The sequence below is a fragment of the Rufibacter immobilis genome (assembly GCF_003721565.1).
Taxonomy (GTDB): Bacteria; Bacteroidota; Bacteroidia; order Cytophagales; family Hymenobacteraceae; genus Nibribacter; species Nibribacter immobilis.
The window spans coordinates 124,534-137,864 of the sequence record NZ_RJJE01000003.1 but is presented as its reverse complement, the minus strand read 5'-3'; the positions used below and the strand labels follow the sequence as shown (position 1 = coordinate 137,864).

Genomic DNA, 13,331 nt, shown 5'->3' with positions numbered 1-13,331 from the left:
ATTGATGCCCCTTCAGAATGTTTGCAAGAGCTTTTTAATGGCCAACTGCATTGCCTTTACAGATATCCTTCCTCCTTTCAACAATATAACAACAGCAAATGAGGGTAGACGAGATTCTTGACGCTATATACCCGCTTTCTGATGCCTCAAGAAGTAAAATCACTGACTGTATAACGGAAGTAAGGCACCCCAAAGGGCACCTTCTGTTAAGAGCGGATAAAATCGAATCCAGCATTTATTTTATCAAGAAGGGGATTGTTCGGGCGTATGCCCAGAAAGCCGACAATGAAATTACCTTTTGGTTTGGGAGAGAGGGCGACACGGTTATCTCCATGAGGAGCTATGTGCAAGACCAAAGAGGGTATGAAGACATTGAGCTCCTGGAAGATTGTGACCTTTACGAACTGAAAACAGAACACCTGCGGGCACTTTTCAACGCAGACATTCACATCACGAATTGGGGCCGACGATTCGCAGAGCAGGAACTGATAAAGGTAGAGGAAAGGTTAATTGCCCAGCAATTCAGAACAGCCTCAGAACGCTACAGGGAGCTCCTTGAAAGCCATCCGGAACTGATCCAGCGGGTGCCGTTGGGGCATATCGCTTCCTATTTGGGTATCACGCAAGTTAGTTTAAGTAGAATAAGAGCAGAAGTGAGATAGGCGATCCTTTTTTATCATTTGTAAAATTTCCCCTCCATCGTATTTCCAACCTTTGCAGCAAAAAGAAGCAATGAACTGGATAATCTTGATTGTGGCAGGTTTGTTTGAAGTTGCCTTTGCCTTCTGCCTGGGAAAGGCGAAAGAAACCACCGGCAACGAAATGTATCTATGGTATGCTGGTTTTGTGGCCACCTGTGGTATTAGTATGGGGTTATTGATCAAAGCCACTCAGGTTCTTCCAATCGGGACGGCCTATGCGGTGTGGACGGGTATTGGGGCTGTGGGAACCGTTTTAGTAGGCATTTTCGTGTTCAAAGAACCAGCCACTTTTCTGCGTCTCCTTTTCCTCATGACCCTGATTGGCTCTATCGTCGGGCTAAAAGCCGTGTCACATTGAGCGATAGAGCAAAACATGAATGGCATCTGAGTCCTTTCATGGCTGGCTGCTAAGTGAAAAGCTCTTTTGAAGGCCCGCGTGCGCAGTACTAGCAGAGGTTGGTTTACTATGAATGGCCCTGCATGGCCTCTTTAATCTTTGGTGAAAGGGACTCTTAACTATACTCAAGAAGCATGGAAAATATTCAAATAACGAAGGCCTCTCTGAGAGACCTAGCGTTGGTGCAAAGAATAGGCAGGCAGACTTTCTCTGAAACGTTTGCCGCAGACAACACCGAGGAAAATTTGGCGAAGTACTTGGAAGAGGGCTTTTCGCAAGAAAGATTAACGGCTGAACTTAGCAATACCAGCTCAGAGTTCTATTTTGCGGTACTGGACAACGAGGTGATTGGTTATCTGAAGCTCAACACTGGACAAACCCAGACAGAAATAAAAGATGAGAATACCCTTGAGATTGAGCGCATATATGTACTCAAAGAGTACCACGGGAGAAAAGTAGGCCAGCTGCTTTACGAAAAAGCGATTCAAGTTGCCAGGAGAAGAAATGCAGACTATATATGGTTAGGTGTGTGGGAGAAAAACCATAGAGCCTTGAGTTTCTATAAGAAAAATGGCTTCATTGAGTTTGACAAACACATATTCAAACTAGGGGATGAAGAACAGACTGATATCATGATGAAATTGCAGATGGAAGGCAGGTAAAACAGGACAGTTTGGTTTTTTACAGGGTAATGTGGTTTCTTCCTGAGTTGTATTTCCTTTCACGCCATCATCCCCCCGTTAAATAAGTCTATTGATCAAGCTAATGACAAACCCTATCCTTTGCAAGAAGGATAGGGTTTGTTGTCTTTCTTCCAGCAATTTATGAAGCGGCAGACACTGATACCCGCTCCCGGTGGGCCCTACGCTGGCGGTGCTCCTCTACTGCCCCCTCCATGATGGTTTTGAGCTCTTCCTTGTCCCAGGGCTTTAGGAGGTAGCGGTACACCTGGCAGTGATTGATGGCCTCCAGTGCAGAATCCATGTCGCTGTAGCCGGTTAAGATTATCCGGATGGCGTCTTTGCTGGGGGGGAGGTTCTTCAGGAACTGGATACCCGTCATTTTAGGCATGCGTTGGTCTGTGATGACCAGGGAAATGTCCTCGGAGTTGAGGATGCGCAGGCCTTCTTCTCCAGACATGGCGGTGAACACTTTGAAATGGCGCCTGAACATAGACCGGAAGACTACCAGATTATCTTCTTCGTCATCAACAAAAAGAATGCTGGGCTTTTCCTGCCCCAGGGCGGCAGGGGAATGGGGATAGGGGGAATTCTGCATTTTGTCTGTTTTAAAGAGTGACTAGGTCAGGTGCTTCCTGCGCGTGGGCAGGGGAGGTGACCGCCGGTTCAGATGCTAAAAGTTTATTCAGATGTTGCGGTAGCCGAAGGGTGAATTCAGTGCCCAAACCGGGGGAACTTTCGACCTCTATGCTGCCCTGGTGCTTCAGAAGAATGCCGTAGGTGAGTGTAAGGCCCAGCCCGCTGTTGTAGCCGGTAGTTTTGGTGGTGAAGAAGGGCTCAAAGATTCTGCCTTTCACCTCCGGTGACATTCCTGCGCCGGAATCTTTCACTTGAATCACCACTTCGTCCTGATCCAGAAAAGTTCTAAGGGTAATGGTGCCCGTGCCGGCAATGGCCTGCGCCGCATTGGTGAGCAGGTTCATGAACACCTGGTTGAGCAGCGCGGGGTAGCAGTAGACCGGGGCCGTGGCGCCATACTCTTTTACAACCTCTATTCTGTCCTTCAGTTGAGCTTGCAGAAGGTCTATCGTTGCATCTAGCTGTTGGTGCAAGAGGGTAGGTTGCAGGGCAGACGCGTCTAATTTATTGAACTGGTGGAGGCTCTGGACCACCTCTTTGATGCGGTTGGCTCCTTTATTGATGCTGGAAAGCAGTTGGTCACACTCGTGCAGGAGCTCGCTCAGGTGCTGTTGCTGTGCTTGGCCTTCCTGTAGTTTTGACGGCAATGGGGCGCTTTTCTGAATGGCTTCCTTTAACTCCGTGAAATTATGGGTGAGGGCATCAATTCCCGCCGAGACAAAATTAACCGGGTTCAGAAGTTCATGGGCCAAGCCGCTGGAGAAAGGCTCTGCCGGTAAAGGGCCGGTAAAGGTTGCACTGTCCATCCAGGGAATAGTGGTAGCCCCTATGGCAGGATTTGCGTTTAGCGCCCGTTTTTCCAGTTTCGGGGCAAAACTGAATTTCCACACGAAACCCATGCACAGGAGCAGCGCCAACGCAATAGCTCCTCCAGACAGGGCAACCTGTAAGGGAACGCTCAGAGCAGCTGTAAGTATGGATAAAATGCCGTGCATTATCTACTGTAGAAAATCAATCCCCCTTAATATGCCTTTCCAGAAATAAGGGTAGCGTTCAGGCACTTTGGCCAGGGCTATCTAAGGCTACAAAAGGGTTCTTTATTTTGAAGCCTAAATTTATAGAACAATAGTCTGATATTATAATTTAATATAAAATTTATTCTATAAATAGGTTCTTTCTAATATATGCTGTAGCCAGGAGTGTTCTCTCCTGCATTGGGTACAGACCTTGAGACTATCCTTAGGAAGAGGCGGGCTTAGTGAAGATGAGGAAGGCATTCCTATGGGTATCATAGGCAAGTCCTCTATTAGTTAATCATTCTTTTATCCTCTCCTTGATTTATTGAGGCTCTAAAGAGATAGGGTCACTAGGTGTAGCCCTTTTCATTCCTTTGGGGATTTTTTTATTTGTATAGTTTAAATTATTATAAGCAAAATTAAAATGTTAAGAAATTATTATTAAATTAGTTCAGCGCTATAAAGTTATGTCTATGGGACATTGGGGGGAGGAAATACTAAAAATAGACTTTTATGAATATTAGACATCTACTTCATAATCAAAAATCAGTTGTGGTACGGGTCAGTTTGCTGTATCTATTCCCGTTGGTGGGGTTTGGACTGCTTGGGGTACAGCCTTGGGTGAACGTGAGCACCCTCACCAGAGATGCCACGGCAGTGGCCGGCGGTAAATTCTACCACGGCCTCATTTCTAATCTGGGGGTGTTGCTGTGGTGTGCAACCGCGTCCGTTAGTTTGTTCAGCGCGTGGCTCCTGAAAGCCAGAGGCGAACAAAAAACGGCTGTCTTCGCTTTCTACGCCGGGTTGCTCTCGCTCTTCATCCTTCTGGACGACCTGTTCATGCTGCACGAAGAAGCTTTCCCTAACTATATAGGCATACCGGAAAGCGTAGCCACTGCCCTGTACCCGTGCCTGATCCTGGCGTTCCTGTTCACGTTCAGGAAGAGATTGTTGGCTTCCTCCTTTCTAGTATTGGTTTCCTCCCTGGGCTTTCTGGGCTTGTCCATGCTGGTAGACGTGGTGGCACCCAACCAAACCTCTGAGCTGGAATATCTGCTGGAAGACGGTTTCAAGTTCATGGGCATTGTGGGTTGGTTTTTATATTTTGTCCATACCAGCACGGTGCTGGTGAACCAAAGAATCCAGGAGCAAGCGGGTTTGGGGAGTAGCAAGCCAGTTGCATCAGGTTCCCCAACCCCAGAGGTATTTACACCAAATGCCCCGCTGGCACTAGGAATCCAGAAATAAGCTCTTTCTTGGGGCAAGGGCAGATAAAAGGGTGGAGTAACCCAATGCTTTAGTGGCGTATTTAAAAAGAAAATTTCCATTCAATCAGATAGTGTCTGGTGATGCATTGATAGGTTAAACGCCCCGTTTTTCATTTTTGGCACGGGCTTTGAATAGAGGGAAGAAACGAAGCGATGACGATCGCTTCGCTAGAAAAAAATCAACCCTTTAAAAAGATACGAAGATGAAAAAGGTATTTGTAATGTTGTCGCTTGGTTTATTGGTAGCCGGTACTTCATTTGCGCAAGATGCGCCTGTTAAAGAAAGAAAAGCCCGCACAGAGCGCTCTGGCCGCGAGGGAGGTAGAAAAGAAAACATTACCCCTGAGCAGAAAGCCGAGAAAAGAGCCCAGATGCTGACGAAGAAGTACAACCTCACGCAGGCGCAGCAGGAGAAAGTGAAAGCCCTGTATTTGCAGCAGGCGCAGGAAAGAACGGCTTTCAAGGCACAACGTGATGCCAACGCTCCCGGTAACCAACAGCAGCGGGAAGCCATGAAAGCCAAGCACGAGCAATGGAACGCTGAGTTCCAGAAGATCCTGACCAAAGAGCAATACGCCCAATACCAGAACGACCAGAAAGCCAGAGCCAGCCGATTTGAAGGAAAAGGCGGCCACAAAGGGCATAAGATGAAAAACAGAGCGCAGAAAGCTGAACAGAAAAGCTAATTGCTCTTAACCAAAAAGGAGGTCCATTGAGTTGGGTCTCCTTTTTTTGTGCCTATAATCCAACAGGAAGGAAACGTGGTGGATGTTCATTCCAACTTAACCGCTGGAGATCCAGTTTTGGCCTGTTTTAGGAAAAAGAGCCCCTAAACGCAAGCTTTCTCGGCAACCCAAAAAAGTACTGAGTAAGGAATTGGGTTATTAAGGGTGACGCTGGTTTGCCAGAAATGTCTGGAGGTCTTGTTCCGTGAGTTGGGGGGTGGCCCCCGTATGGGTGGCTACCAGAGCACCGGCGGCGCAGGCTTTCCGTAAAGCGGTGGCTACTCCTTCGCCCTGTAGGAGGGCGTGCAGGAAATAAGCCAGAAAAGCATCGCCGCTGCCAATGGTGTCTTGCACCGGTACCGGAAAACCCGCTTGCTCATAGAAGTGGTCGCCTTGCAGGACCATAGCGCCGTTCTCCCCTTGGGTCACAATGAGCAGCTCTACGTTAAAGCGCTGGCGCAGGAAACGCATGCTTTCCCGCAGATCAACGGCGGGGCCGTACCAAGCGCTGATTTCTGCCAGTTCGTGGTGGTTCATCTTGGCGATATGAGCGGCCGAGAAGAGCTCCTCCAGTAGTTCCTGGCTATAGAAGGGAGGCCTGAGGTTCACGTCCAGCACGTTCAAGTTGCCCCGCGTCAGGTACTCCCGAAGCGTCTGCCGCGTAACCTCGTGCCGAGCCGCTAAACTCCCGTACACAAAGGCATGGCTGCGGGAGACTGTCTGGGCGGCCGCCTCGCTATAAGAAATGAAATCCCACGCGGCGGGAGCCACAATCTCATACCGGACCTCGTGTTTGTCAGATACATTCACCTTTACCGTGCCGGTAGGAGTGGTGGCGTCTGTCTGTACCAAGGCAAGCCCAAGTCCTTTCCGTTGCAGGAACGAAGTGAGTTCCTGGCCCAGAGCGTCCTGCCCAAGCCGGCTGATAAGGTGAACGCGCTCCCCTAGGTAGGTAAGATGAACGGCTACGTTCATGGGCGCCCCGCCGGGCAGTTTGCCGGTGGGCAGAAGATCCCAGAGCATCTCCCCGAAACATACAATTTCCTTAGGCATAGACTAAAAGGGTGAATTGATTCCCTCTGTGAAGGTACGTTTTTACCCCGATTTCAGAAAAGCAGGCTCTAAACGCAATTAAGCTTCTGGTTGTGAGGTGGGCACTTGCTCCTGCTTCTGCTGGATGATTTCCTGCCTGGCCGGGGAGGAGGTGAGGCGTAGGGCTGTCTGGTAGCAGGCTTTGGCCTGGGCGGGTTGCCTGCTCCGGTGGTACAGATCGCCCAGGGCAATGTGGTACAGGTAATAATGGGCGGCGCTTTCTTTCAAGTCCAGCAGCAGGTTGATGCCTTGGGCTACGCCATCACATTCGGCTACGGCAATGGCACTGTTAAGGGCAATGATAAAGCTGTTGTTCTGCTGCAACAGGAGGTCATAGAGGCGTTTGATGGCGCACCAATCGGTTTGGGCGTAGGTGGGGGCAGCGGCGTGCAGACCCGCAATGCAGGCTTGTAAATAGTAGGGGTTGAGTTGCCGGGGGAACGCCTCTTTTAGGAAATGGTAACCGCGGCTGATGAGTGGTTTGTCCCACTGGCTCCGGTCTTGGCGGGAAAGAGGCACAAACCGCCCTTGGTCATCCAAGCGCGTCTCAAACCGGGAAAGCTGAAAATATTGAAGCGCCAGCAAGTGCCGGACTTCCAGCCGTTGCTGGCCCATTTTCTCCTGGAGCAAGTGTGTGAGCCGTACCGCCTCCAGGCAGATGTCTCTGTTAAGCAGGTTGTTGCCCTGGGTGGTGTCATACCCTTCATTGAAAAGCAGGTACAGGATGCGCAAGACATTCTGCAACCTATCCGGCGACGCCTGGATGTCCAGCTCCATAAAGTCTGGCGAGAGCGTCTGGAAGAACTTCCTGCTGCGTTGCAGGCTTTTGTACACTGCTTCTTTGCTTTGCTGCACCCCCTGCGCAATCTCTTCCACGCCAAAACCGCCCAGGTGCTTCAGCGCGAAAATGATTTGGGCCGACTCAGAAAGCTTGGGGTGGCAGCAGGCAAACAGCAATTGCAATTGACTCTCCTGGGTTTCCCCTTCGCATAGGGCTACAGCTGGGTTTTCCTGCGCATACTGCTGCGCGGCCGCCTGGTGAAGGTTGCTGCGCTTGAGGTGGTTCAGGAGTTTGTGCTGCGCCACGGTCAGGAGCCAGGCCTGCGGTTTCTGGGGGAGGCCTTTGGTGGGCCATACTTTGAGGGCGGCATAGAAGGCCTCCTGCAGCGCGTCTTCTATGCTTTCCTGGTGGGCAGGTCCGTAGCGGCGGTACAACAGCGAGAACACCTCTCCGTAGGTTTCCCGGAAGAGGTGCTCGGTGGAGAAAATCGGCTGCGCCGAGGAAGGGTTAGGCGGGTGGGGCATAGTCCATGATGGGTCTGACCTCGGTGGTGCCGCCCCACAAATGACAAGGGCATTCTTTGGCAAGCTCCACGACCTGCTCCAGACTCTCCGCCTGCAACAGGTAATAGCCGCCAATCATTTCCTTCGTTTCAATGAAAGGGCCATCCGTAACCAGCGCGTTTTTGCCTTTGATGTACGCCCCGGTTTCCTCCAGTCCGTCTCCGCCCCGCAAGTGCCCCAACTGGGCCAGTTTCTCGGTCCACTGCATGTGCGCCTGCACCAGTTTCTGCATTTCCTCTGGTGACATTTCCTGCAGCGTGTCTACGTGGTCATACAAGAGTAACAGGTAATTTTTCATACGGATAAGTTTGGGTTGATAGGTTCTTTTAAGGCTATGACCACGGAGGGAATAGTTTTTGGACAGATGGAAGCAGATTTTTTTTCAGATAGCAGAAACACAAGCGGCCGCTTTCGCGATGCAGTCTTGTTTTGCCTCTGTTTCCGGAAAAAGGCAGCCTAAACGCAAACTAATACTTGGCGGCAATTCTGGTGAAGAGGCCGGGCCAGCCAGCGTCTCCGTAGTCTTTACCCAACCGCACAATGATCAAATCTTTGGCGGGGTTCACGTACACGTACTGGCCCAGAATGCCCTGCATCATGTAATCGCCTTGGTTAGACGGAAACCACCACTGGTACTGGTAATGCCAGGCGCTGCCCTGGGTGGTGTCTATTTTGGTGGATTCCTGCACCCAACTGGCGGGAATGAGCTGTTTGCCGTTCCAGTTGCCTTGCTTCAGATACAGTCTGCCCAGTTTGGCGAAATCGCGGGCGCGGGCGTTGAGGCAGCAGAAGGTTTTCTCCAGACCGTCTTTCTTTTTGTCCAGGCTCCAGCTGGCGTCATATTCCATGCCCATGGGTCCCCAGAGCTTCTCCTGTAAATAAGTGGTAATGGTTTTGCCGGCCAGCGCTTTCTCCAACACCGCCCCCAGGAGTTGGGTGTTTCCGCTGATGTATTGGAAGCGCGTGCCAGGGGCCACTTCGGGCTTCAGCTTGGCTATGGATTTGCGCAGATTACGGCCATAGTAAAAGCTGGCGGCGTGGCCGAAGGGGTTCACGTAGCTTTCATTGAACTCAATGCCGCTGGTCATCTGCAGCAAGTGCCGGATGGTGACGTTCTCCAGCCCGTTCTGTTTCAGTTGGGGCAGGTAATTGGTGAGAGGCTCCTCCACCGACTTGATCAGGCCGTCTTCCACCGCGCAGCCCACCAGCATAGACGTCACCGATTTGGCCATGGAGAAAGACGCCACGGTAGAGCTTTCCTCATACCCGTTGAAGTAGCGCTCATACTGGATAGAATCCCGGTGGATGACCAGAAACGCCACCGTTTTGTTGTCCTTCAGGAACTGTTCCACGGCTTGCTCGGTGGGGGCAATGGCCGTCAACGCGTTGGGCACGTTGGGCCTGGAACTCTGCGGGAACCGGAACGGAGCGCTGCTGCCCGTCAGGGGCCTGGACGGGAAAATCTTGTAATCTGTGATGTTGGCGAAGTTGTAGTAGATAAACCGCCCCACCTGGCAAGACGAAAATAAAAGGGAAACCAGCAGCAGGCTGCCGGCCAGCTGCGCAACTCGTGTTCTCTGCCGCATGTATCCAAAGGTTAGTGCAAACAAGATAACAGTTGTGCCGCAATGTTGCACTGCCTCCATGGAGATAGCCAGCGAAGCGTGGGCGTTTAGGGGCTAATTTTCAAAAAAGAGCCCCTAAACGGTTATCGCGCGGCGGCTACCTGGAGAACTGCGTGAGTAGCAGCAACACCGCTATGAGGGCCGCCACTATGATGTGCGGGATAAACGTGATGCCTCCCATTTGTTGAAGCTGCGCAAAGGCGGCTTGTTGGCCAGGGGCCTGCGCCAACACTTTCTGCACCTGAATGTGGGCCTGGCGCAGGTAAAGCCAGTTCCCTATAAAACCCAGCAACAGGCTCCAGCCAATGGTGAAGGCATTGTTCGCCAGAAGCGCCGCGCCGCCGGTAAGCCCCGCGGTTTGGATGAGCCGCTCCACCAGAAAAGACAGCACCACAATGGTGGCCATGGCCAGCAGCGCTTCCTTGTACAGTTTCCGGTAGAGCATCCAGGCAATCCCGAAGAAGAAGGCGCCCCAGTTGAACATCAGTTTCCGGCCCTGGCGGTACTGCTCCAATCTATCCATATAATACTCGGCGTCTGCGCCGAAATAGGCATGGAAATAATCGTCGGTGTCGTCTGGCTCAGGCTGCGGGGCGTGGGGTTGCATAGGTAGTTCGTTCGTAAGCGGTACTTTCAGATTCCTAAAGATACGGCACTTCGGGCAGACGGCGGTGCCTGCGGCGAGCAATCCCCTGTTTTTGCCCTGTTTTAGGAAAAAGAGCCGCTAAACGCCCCAGGTTGTGACGAACCAAAGCCATCATGAACGCAAGCTGCTGCATGAACGCAAGCTGCTGACAGAATTCACCATAAATGTTCCTAATAAAGCTTCAGGCCGAAAAGAAAACGCCGAGCGCCCGTAGAAGGGGAGGCACAAAACCTGAACCGTGGAACAGACACCAGAAAAGAGTACCGGCAAGAAGCTGTATTGGGGCGTGGCTGTGGTGCTCACGTTGGTAGGCTTGCTGTGGGGAGCGGCGCTGAACCTGGAGGGCTGGGCCACGCAGAAACTGCAGGACCAGGTGCATGCCAAATCAAAGGGACTGTACCAACTCCAGATCAAAAAACTGGACCTCTCCCTGCTGGCGGGTTCGGCTACGCTGGACTCCGTCATCCTCACCCCCGACCGTGCCCTCTGGCAACGGGTAGAGCAGAAATCACCCCAAGACGCGCCCGCTAGCCTTGCTTGGGCCAGGGCAGAACGGGTGCGCGTGCAGGGCCTCAACTTTCTGAAACTGCTGTTAGGCCGTGATCTTCATCTGGGCACTATCATCCTTGAGCAACCGGCGCTCACCTGGCAGGAGATGAAAAAAGACACCACTAGTCAGCCCCTGCACGAACGGGCCGGACCCCAGCTCCAGGGCCTGCGGGTGCGGCAAGTGCAAGTGAAAAACGGCAGATTCCAGTACAGAGCACTCTCCATGCCTAAGACAGAACGCATTGCGCTGGCGGGAATCACGGGCTACGCCGATGACTGGCAGTTAGACAGTGCCTCTTACGCAGACCCCGCGCGGGCGTATTACTGCAAAAGCCTTGAGGTAATTGCCCAAAAGGGAACGCTACAGTTACCGGATGGGAATTACCAACTCCGGTCAGAGGCCGTGCGGGTAGATACGCGCCAGCAGCAGGCTTCCCTGCGTCAGTTGCAATTGGTGCCGTTGCGTAGTGCCCGGGCTATGTCCAGAAGGGCGGGCAAGGCGGTGACGCGGTTCAACGTGCGGGTACCGGAGGTGCAGCTCACTAAATTGGATTTCAGAGATTTGTTTCAGAACTCTAATCTGTCAATGGGCCGGTTGGTGCTGCAAAACCCACGGGTGAGCGCCTTCAAAGACGGGAAGAATTTTGTTTCCAGAGGCAGTGGTTTGCTGCCCCATGACCTTGTCCGGCAACTGTCCTTCGGGTTGAACATCCTGCAGGCCGAGGTCCGGAATTTGGCGGTGCGCTACGAGGAACTGGCCGAGAAAGCCTTTCAGACTGGCTACGTCATGGCTAGTAACATTGACCTTTCCCTCAGCAACCTCACCAATGATCCGCGCCTGAATACCGTGAAGAAACCTGCCGTGCTGAAAGCCAGAGGCCTGCTCATGGGCAAAGCCAAACTGGAAGCCACTGTTAAAATGGCGCTGCTAGACCCCAACGGACACCACTCTATGGAAGGCAACATTGGGGGCGGAAATCCGGCTATTCTTAATCCCATCCTGGAACCTAGCATGTTTGTGCGCGTGAAGAGCGGCTATTTACAGAAAGGCGCGTTTCAGATGGAACTCACCAAGACCTCAGCCCGTGGCTCCATCCAATTGCAGTATGACAACTTCAAGGTAGATCTTTTAAACAAGTCGCCGGAACGGAAGCAGTCTTTGGGAAAGAAACTGAAAACGCTGGTGGCCAACAAGCTGGTGCTCAAATCTGAAAGCGAGCAAGACGGCAAAGCGCCCCGGCAGGGCACTATTCAGGTGACCCGTAAACACGGGCGTTCTTTTCTGGCTTACTGGAAAGACTGCCTGGCTAACGGCGTGCTCTCCGTAATTGGAGCGCCCACATAACCCGGGCCGTCGCCGCACTGGTAAGGCATTCACTTCTTCGCACAGCTCCGGCATTTTTGAAGTTAGGGCGGTAACCCCTACCTTGAGGCATCAGATATAGTTGCCTGCCTAACCTGCCCCATGAAAAATGCCCTTTCCCTGTTTTTGCTGTGTCTCTTTTTGGTCTTCGGAATGATGAACGCGCACGGACAGCAACCCAGAGAAATGCTCCGCCAGAAAACCGAGCAGCAACTGAAGGAGATACTGGAGGCATCGCCGGCACTCACGGGGCTGGTGGCGGTAGACTTAACCTCCGGCGAAACCATTTCCTTTAACCCTAATGTGGTGTTTCCGCAGGCGAGTGCCATTAAAGTGCCTATTTTGCTGGAGGTGTACCAACAGGCGCAGGCGGGAAAATTCAAGCTCACTGATCTGCGGGCCATTGCCCCGGAAAACCGGGTGGGCGGCACGGGCATCATCAAAGACTTGCCAGATACCACTTCCTTCAGTATCCGGAACCTGGCCGTGCTCATGATTGCCCTCAGCGACAACACCGCCACCAACACCTTGCTAGATCTGGTGAGCATGGCTTCTATCAATGCTACTATGCAGCGTCTGGGCCTGAAACAGACGCGGGTGCAGCGCAAGATGATTCAGGCCGCCGCTTCAGGCAGGGGCGAGGAAAACATCTCCACCCCCGCAGAGGCCGCTAAAATGCTACAGTTGCTCTACAAGGGCGAGTTCCTCAATAAAGCTGCTTCCGCGGAGATCATCTCCATTCTGCAGAAAACCAACCGCGAGACCAGCCGTTTGGCCGCCGGTCTGCCTGCCTCCGTACCTTTGGCCTTCAAGCCTGGGGTACTGAACGGTGTGTCTACGGAGTGGGCGCTGGTGCTGCTGCCCGAACGGCCCTACGCCGTAGCCATCATGGAAAACTACAAGGTGCCCGGCAAAGCCGAACGGGTGCTGGAAGACGTATCTGCGGTGCTGTACCAGTATTATTGGCGCCTGGGCAATGCCACCCGTTACGGCACCTACGTAGACCCCAAACTGATCAAATAAGCTTACCGTCTATCTGTGAAAACCCGCCCCTCCCGGGAGGGGAGTTTCCGGTAATGGTAGTAGAAATGGGGAAATTGGCAGAGGAAAATTTATACCTAGCATTAGGCACGCATTCCGTCCCCCTTGGAAGGGGGTAGGGGGATGACAAAGGCCGGTGAAGAGCCTATGTCTTTAGCTATAGAGCAGATTCGTTTCTCACATAAAGGGCAACCACAAGGGATTGCCCCTACAACGGGAACGCCATTTCCAGGACGAGAAATCAT

At 52.3% G+C, this 13,331-nt stretch carries 15 protein-coding genes; 7 read left to right on the top strand and 8 right to left on the bottom strand.

Going from position 1 to position 13,331, the window contains the following annotated elements; translation table 11 throughout:
- Positions 1 to 98 precede the first annotated feature (98 nt).
- The 3 genes from EFA69_RS05545 (at position 99) to EFA69_RS05535 (ending at position 1,760) form a co-directional block, all read left to right on the top strand.
- Positions 99 to 662 carry a Crp/Fnr family transcriptional regulator gene (locus EFA69_RS05545; RefSeq protein WP_123132109.1) on the top strand — a complete coding sequence of 188 codons (564 nt, stop codon included), beginning with the start codon at positions 99 to 101 and terminating at the stop codon, positions 660 to 662.
- A 70-nt stretch (positions 663 to 732) separates the two neighbouring features.
- Positions 733 to 1,059: a DMT family transporter gene (locus EFA69_RS05540; protein WP_123132108.1), complete on the top strand. Its 327-nt coding sequence runs from the start codon at positions 733 to 735 to the stop codon at positions 1,057 to 1,059.
- A gap of 173 nt (positions 1,060 to 1,232) precedes the next feature.
- Positions 1,233 to 1,760 carry a GNAT family N-acetyltransferase gene (locus EFA69_RS05535; protein WP_123132107.1) on the top strand — a complete coding sequence of 176 codons (528 nt, stop codon included), beginning with the start codon at positions 1,233 to 1,235 and terminating at the stop codon, positions 1,758 to 1,760.
- Between the two features lie 160 nt (positions 1,761 to 1,920).
- Here EFA69_RS05535 and EFA69_RS05530 read toward each other — a convergent pair whose 3' ends face one another.
- Positions 1,921 to 2,376 carry a response regulator gene (locus EFA69_RS05530; protein ID WP_123132106.1) on the bottom strand — a complete coding sequence of 152 codons (456 nt, stop codon included), beginning with the start codon at positions 2,374 to 2,376 and terminating at the stop codon, positions 1,921 to 1,923.
- Between the two features lie 10 nt (positions 2,377 to 2,386).
- A complete protein-coding gene (locus EFA69_RS05525; protein ID WP_123132105.1) occupies positions 2,387 to 3,412 on the bottom strand; it encodes a sensor histidine kinase in 1,026 nt (341 codons plus the stop codon).
- A gap of 534 nt (positions 3,413 to 3,946) precedes the next feature.
- Between EFA69_RS05525 and EFA69_RS05520 the strand changes: the two genes are divergently transcribed.
- Both EFA69_RS05520 and EFA69_RS05515 read left to right on the top strand, forming a co-directional pair.
- Positions 3,947 to 4,681: a hypothetical protein gene (locus tag EFA69_RS05520; protein WP_148041270.1), complete on the top strand. Its 735-nt coding sequence runs from the start codon at positions 3,947 to 3,949 to the stop codon at positions 4,679 to 4,681.
- Between the two features lie 223 nt (positions 4,682 to 4,904).
- Positions 4,905 to 5,387 carry a hypothetical protein gene (locus EFA69_RS05515; RefSeq protein ID WP_123132103.1) on the top strand — a complete coding sequence of 161 codons (483 nt, stop codon included), beginning with the start codon at positions 4,905 to 4,907 and terminating at the stop codon, positions 5,385 to 5,387.
- A 198-nt stretch (positions 5,388 to 5,585) separates the two neighbouring features.
- Here the strand turns inward: EFA69_RS05515 and EFA69_RS05510 are convergent, their stop codons facing one another.
- From EFA69_RS05510 to EFA69_RS20415, 6 genes are all read right to left on the bottom strand, one after another.
- Complete coding sequence (locus tag EFA69_RS05510; RefSeq protein WP_123132102.1) at positions 5,586 to 6,479, bottom strand: carbohydrate kinase family protein; 894 nt, start codon at positions 6,477 to 6,479, stop codon at positions 5,586 to 5,588.
- 78 nt (positions 6,480 to 6,557) lie between these two features.
- Complete coding sequence (locus EFA69_RS05505; RefSeq protein WP_123132101.1) at positions 6,558 to 7,823, bottom strand: RNA polymerase sigma factor; 1,266 nt, start codon at positions 7,821 to 7,823, stop codon at positions 6,558 to 6,560.
- Entirely contained in the window at positions 7,807 to 8,160 is a 354-nt protein-coding gene (locus EFA69_RS05500) for a YciI family protein (protein WP_123132100.1), read from the bottom strand. Before EFA69_RS05500 ends, EFA69_RS05505 begins: the two co-directional genes overlap by 17 nt.
- 169 nt (positions 8,161 to 8,329) lie before the next feature.
- Positions 8,330 to 9,448 (bottom strand): serine hydrolase domain-containing protein, encoded by a 1,119-nt coding sequence (locus EFA69_RS05495; RefSeq protein WP_123132099.1) that lies wholly within the window; start codon positions 9,446 to 9,448, stop codon positions 8,330 to 8,332.
- A gap of 136 nt (positions 9,449 to 9,584) precedes the next feature.
- Positions 9,585 to 10,094 carry a DUF2628 domain-containing protein gene (locus tag EFA69_RS05490; RefSeq protein WP_123132098.1) on the bottom strand — a complete coding sequence of 170 codons (510 nt, stop codon included), beginning with the start codon at positions 10,092 to 10,094 and terminating at the stop codon, positions 9,585 to 9,587.
- Between the two features lie 34 nt (positions 10,095 to 10,128).
- Entirely contained in the window at positions 10,129 to 10,266 is a 138-nt protein-coding gene (locus tag EFA69_RS20415; protein WP_221175676.1) for a hypothetical protein, read from the bottom strand.
- 105 nt (positions 10,267 to 10,371) lie between these two features.
- Here EFA69_RS20415 and EFA69_RS05485 point away from each other — a divergent pair, with 105 nt between their 5' ends.
- Together EFA69_RS05485 and EFA69_RS05480 are read left to right on the top strand one after the other, a co-directional pair.
- The gene (locus EFA69_RS05485; protein ID WP_123132097.1) at positions 10,372 to 12,027 is read left to right on the top strand and encodes an AsmA family protein; all 1,656 of its coding nucleotides are present in this window, start codon (positions 10,372 to 10,374) and stop codon (positions 12,025 to 12,027) included.
- A 120-nt stretch (positions 12,028 to 12,147) separates the two neighbouring features.
- Positions 12,148 to 13,068, top strand: coding sequence for a serine hydrolase (locus EFA69_RS05480; RefSeq protein ID WP_123132096.1), 921 nt, complete (start codon positions 12,148 to 12,150; stop codon positions 13,066 to 13,068).
- The last annotated feature ends 263 nt before the right edge of the window (positions 13,069 to 13,331 follow it).